Origin of the sequence: Plasticicumulans sp., assembly GCF_035331805.1 — a bacterium.
GTDB lineage: Bacteria > Pseudomonadota > Gammaproteobacteria > Competibacterales > Competibacteraceae > Plasticicumulans.
The window spans coordinates 1-4,665 of the sequence record NZ_DAOLKE010000283.1 but is presented as its reverse complement, the minus strand read 5'-3'; the positions used below and the strand labels follow the sequence as shown (position 1 = coordinate 4,665).

Genomic DNA, 4,665 nt, shown 5'->3' with positions numbered 1-4,665 from the left:
AGGCGAGTTCATGCGTGAACTCGAAGCGCTGGATGACCGAATCGCGCAGGAATTCGTCCTTCGGCTGCCGGGCCGCGCGCTCCAGCTGTCCGAGCGCCTTCAGAAAGGCGGCGATGCGTTCCTGCAGGCGTTGCTGATCCATCCGGCTTGCGTGCTCCCGGTTCTGCGCCGCCGCAGCACCGGCAGCGTCCCTGCACGCCGCCGGTGCTGCGTCCGGTCAGCCTCGCTCAGCGCTCCAGCTGCGACAGGTCCCGCACCGCGCCGCGGCTCGCCGAGGTCGTCATCGCCGCGTAGGCCTTCAGGGCCGTCGACACGACGCGCTCGCGGCTGACCGGCTTCCAGGCCCGGGCACCGCTCGCGGTCATGCGGCTGCGGCGTTCGGAGAGATCCTTGTCGGACACGACGATGCGGATGCTGCGCTTCGGGATGTCGATCTCGATCGGATCGCCCTCCTCGACCAGCGCGATGTTGCCGCCCTCGGCCGCCTCGGGGCTGACGTGGCCGATCGACAGGCCCGAGGTGCCGCCCGAGAAGCGCCCGTCGGTGATCAGCGCGCAGGCCTTGCCGAGGCCCCTGGACTTCAGGTAGCTGGTCGGATACAGCATCTCCTGCATGCCCGGGCCGCCCTTCGGACCTTCGTAGCGGATCAGCACGACATCGCCGGCGCGGATCTCGTCGTTCAGGATCGCGGCGACGGCGTCCTCCTGGCTTTCCATGATCCGCGCCGGGCCGGTGAACTTCAGGATCGACTCATCGACGCCGGCCGTCTTGACGATGCAGCCGTCCGGCGCGAGGTTGCCGAACAGCACCGCCAGACCGCCGTCCTGCGAATAGGCGTGCGCCCGGTCGCGGATGCAGCCGTTTTTGCGGTCGGCATCGGCCGTGGGCCAGCGGCAGTCCTGGCTGAAGGCTTCCTGCGTCGGAATGCCGGCCGGGCCGGCGAGATAACGCTTGCGCGCGGCGTCGGTGCAGGTCGCCACGGCGATGTCGTTGGCGGCGAGTGCGGCGGCGAGCGTGTCGCTGTGCACGGTCTTCACGTCGTGGTGCAGCAGGCCGGCGCGATCGAGCTCGCCGAGGATGGCCATGATGCCGCCGGCCCGGTGCACGTCCTCGATGTGGTACTTCTGCGTCGCCGGCGCGACCTTGCAGAGGTTCGGCACGCGCCGGCTCAGGCGGTCGATGTCGCTCATCGTGAACTGCACGCCGCCTTCCTGGGCTGCGGCCAGCAGGTGCAGCACGGTGTTGGTCGAGCCGCCCATGGCGATGTCGAGGCTCATCGCGTTCTCGAAGGCCTGGAAGTTGGCGATCGCGCGCGGCAGCACCGAGTGATCGCCCTCTTCGTAGTGGCGCCTCGCCAGCGTCACGATGCGCCGGCCGGCTTCGAGGAACAGCTCGCGCCGGTCGGCATGGGTTGCGAGCAGCGTGCCGTTGCCGGGCAGGCTCAGGCCCAGCGCCTCGGTCAGGCAGTTCATCGAGTTGGCCGTGAACATGCCCGAGCACGAGCCGCAGGTCGGGCAGGCCGAACGCTCGACCTGGGCGACCTCTTCATCGCTTGCCTTCGAATCGGCGGCCATGACCATCGCGTCGACCAGATCGAGCTTCACGTCCTGACCGGCGAGGCGCGTCTTGCCGGCTTCCATCGGGCCGCCGGAGACGAACACCACCGGGATGTTCAGGCGCATCGCCGCCATCAGCATGCCGGGCGTGATCTTGTCGCAGTTCGAGATGCACACCAGCGCGTCGGCGCAGTGGGCGTTGACCATGTACTCGACGGCATCGGCGATCAGCTCGCGCGAGGGCAGCGAGTACAGCATGCCGCCGTGGCCCATCGCGATGCCGTCGTCGACGGCGATGGTGTTGAATTCCTTGGCGATGCCGCCGGCGGCCTCGATCTCGCGCGCGACGAGCTGGCCGAGGTCCTTCAGGTGCACGTGGCCGGGCACGAACTGCGTGAAGGAGTTGGCGACCGCGATGATCGGCTTGCCGAAGTCGCCGTCCTTCATGCCGGTCGCGCGCCACAGCGCGCGGGCGCCCGCCATGTTGCGGCCGTGGGTGGTGGTGCGGGAACGGTACTCGGGCATGGGGGCACTCCGGGGCGGATCGGCGCGTTCGGGCCGCGGCGCATCGAACGCATCAGGCGCCGCGGCGGTGTGGGGCCGGGCATTTCAGCACAGCGCGCCGGCAGCGGCAAAAGCCGTGCGACTGTACGCATTCCCTGAGCTTGCAAGCGGCGGGATCGTCAATAGTCTTGAACGCCGAAGGCCCGCAGAAAGCCCGCCCCCTGCCCACCAAGCGAGAACCCGCATGTCCATCGTCCGTCCTGCTTCCGGCGCCGCCGTCACCGTCGCCCTTGCCGCCGCGCTGCTGGCCGTCGCCGTCCCCGCCACCGCCGGCGACCTGCCGGCCGGCCGGGTGCTGTTCAACACCTGCCTCGGCTGCCACGGCGTGCCCGGCTACACCAACGTCTATCCGAGCTATCACGTGCCGAAACTCGGCGGCCAGCACGCCGATTACCTCGCTGCGGCCCTCAAGGAATACCGCAGCGGCCAGCGCGCGCATCCGACGATGACCGCCAACGCCAGCGGCCTCGACGAGGCCCAGAGCGCCGAGGTCGCCGCCTGGCTGTCGAAGCTGCCGCCGTCCCCGGGCCAGCCGGCCGCGAAGGGCGACGCTGCCGCCGGCAAGGAGAAGGTCACGAAGCTCGGCTGCGTCGCCTGCCACGGCGCCGACGGCAACTCCGCGGCCGGCACCTTCCCGAAGCTCGCCGGCCAGCACGCCGACTATCTGGTCAAGGCGCTGGAGGACTACCACTCCGGCGCGCGCAAGAACCCGATGATGGCGCCGATGGCGCAGAACCTGACGGCGCAGGACCGGCTCGACCTCGCCGCCTGGTTCTCCAGCCAGCCGCAGGGGCTGTCGGTCGTCAAGTAAGCAGCCAGGCCGGCGGCTTTGGTCTGACCAGAACCGCATCCCCTGCCCCGTCCGTGGCAGCTCTTCCCGGCCTCGCATAGGCTCGCAATGTTGCCTCGCAACAATGCAAGGAACCGCCAGGAGAGCTGCCGATGAACCAGAAGTGGATTGCAGGCGCGGTCGTCGCGCTCATCGCCGGACTGTCGCCGGTCGCGTTCGCCGCGACCGCAGCGGAACCGGTGCCCGAGGACTTCGCGCGGCGCTGCGCCGCGCTCGCCCAGCTGGCGCTGCCGCTGACCGATCCGCTGACGGCGAACGTCGTCGGCGCCACCTCCGCCCAGCTGCCCGGCCAGACCGTCCACCTGCCGGCCTACTGCCGCGTGCGCGCCGTCGTGCGTCCGGCCATCCACGTCGAGGTGCGCCTGCCGGTCGATTCGGCGTGGAACGGCCGTTACTTCCAGTCCGGCTGCGGCGGCCTCTGCGGCGACGTGCTGACCGACTACCCGCATCTGTTCAACTCCAGCCTGCCGGGGCTCGCGCGCGGCTATGCGACCGCCACCAGCGACACCGGCCACGCCGGCAGCAACGTCGACGGGCGCTGGGGCTACGCCAGTCCGCAGGCCGAGGAGGACTTCGCGTACCGCTCGATCGGCGCCACCGCGACGCTCGCCAAGGCCGTGATCCGCCAGTTCTACGCGCCGAGGACTGCGGTGCCGTCGATCTTCTCCGGCTGCTCGACCGGCGGGCGGCTGGCGGTCAAGGCGGCGCTGAAATACCCGAACGAGTTCAATGGCATCGTCGCCGGAGCGCCCGGCCTCGATTACCCCGGCCTGGTCGGCACCGCCTTCGCGTGGCTGGAGCGTGCCAACACCGGTCCGGACGGCGGGCGCGTGTTCAACGCCGGCAACACCGACAAGGCGAAGCTGATCTACGAGACCACGCTCGCGCAGTGCGACGGGCTCGATGGCGTCGTCGACGGCTCGATCGCCGATCCGCGCCGCTGCAGGCCGGATCTGTCCGCCCTCGCCTGCGGCCTGGCCGACGGCCCGCAGTGCCTGAGCAGCGTCGAGTTGCGCACGCTCGAACTCTGGCGCCGCGGCGCGCAGGACCGCTTCGGCCGGCCGCTGTATCCGGGCGGCGTGCCGGAAGGCTCGGAGCTGTACTGGGGCCTGTGGCTGACCGGCGCCCCGGCCTATGCCGCGGCCTTCCCGAACGGCTTCGTGCCGCCGATCGCGCTCGACTTCCTGCGCTATCTGGCCTTCGAGACCGACCCGGGACCGGCCTATCAGCTCACCGATTTCGACTTCGACCGTGACCCGGCGCGCATGAGCGCCTCGGCGGCACTGCTGAACGCCGATGATCCGGACCTCGGTGCCTTCCAGAAGGCCGGCGGCCGCATGCTGATGTATCACGGCTGGGCCGATCCGCTGGTCACGCCGTACAAGAGCGTCGATTACTTCGAGGCGGTCGCCGCCCGGGCCGGCGGCAGCGCCGCGGCCGACGGCTTCGTGCGCCTGTTCATGATCCCGGGCATGGATCACTGCGGCGTGCAGTCGGCCGCCAGCCCCGGTCCCGGCGTCGACGAGCGCAGCATCGATCCGCTGACCGCGCTCGAACACTGGCTGTTCGACGGCAGCGCCCCGGACACGCTGACGATGCACGCCTGGGGCCCCGACAACAGCAGCGTCGCCTGGAGCCGGCCGATCTGCCGCTTCCCGCAGCGCACGGTGCTGAAGGACGGCGCCGGCGACTGGC

4 protein-coding genes are annotated in these 4,665 nt (G+C 70.5%); 2 read left to right on the top strand and 2 right to left on the bottom strand.

Annotation, left to right across the window (positions count from 1 at the left end):
- Both PKE44_RS15290 and ilvD read right to left on the bottom strand, forming a co-directional pair.
- Positions 1-142: nucleotidyltransferase substrate binding protein (locus PKE44_RS15290; RefSeq protein WP_324552758.1), on the bottom strand; the 142-nt coding region annotated here is incomplete at its 3' end.
- Between the two features lie 85 nt (positions 143-227).
- Positions 228-2,081 (bottom strand): dihydroxy-acid dehydratase, encoded by a 1,854-nt coding sequence (gene ilvD / locus PKE44_RS15285; RefSeq protein WP_324552755.1) that lies wholly within the window; start codon positions 2,079-2,081, stop codon positions 228-230.
- A gap of 223 nt (positions 2,082-2,304) precedes the next feature.
- On the opposite strand from ilvD, the gene PKE44_RS15280 reads away from it, so the two are divergent.
- Together PKE44_RS15280 and PKE44_RS15275 are read left to right on the top strand one after the other, a co-directional pair.
- Entirely contained in the window at positions 2,305-2,931 is a 627-nt protein-coding gene (locus PKE44_RS15280; RefSeq protein WP_324552752.1) for a c-type cytochrome, read from the top strand.
- A 131-nt stretch (positions 2,932-3,062) separates the two neighbouring features.
- Positions 3,063-4,665 (top strand): tannase/feruloyl esterase family alpha/beta hydrolase (locus PKE44_RS15275; RefSeq protein WP_324552749.1); only part of this gene is annotated, 1,603 nt, incomplete at its 3' end.

Coding starts and splice junctions, on each gene's coding strand:
- PKE44_RS15280 (WP_324552752.1), top strand. CDS start 2,305: ATGTCCATCGTCCGTCCTGCTTCCGGCGCCGCCGTCACCGTCGCCCTT.
- ilvD (WP_324552755.1), bottom strand. CDS start 2,081: ATGCCCGAGTACCGTTCCCGCACCACCACCCACGGCCGCAACATGGCG.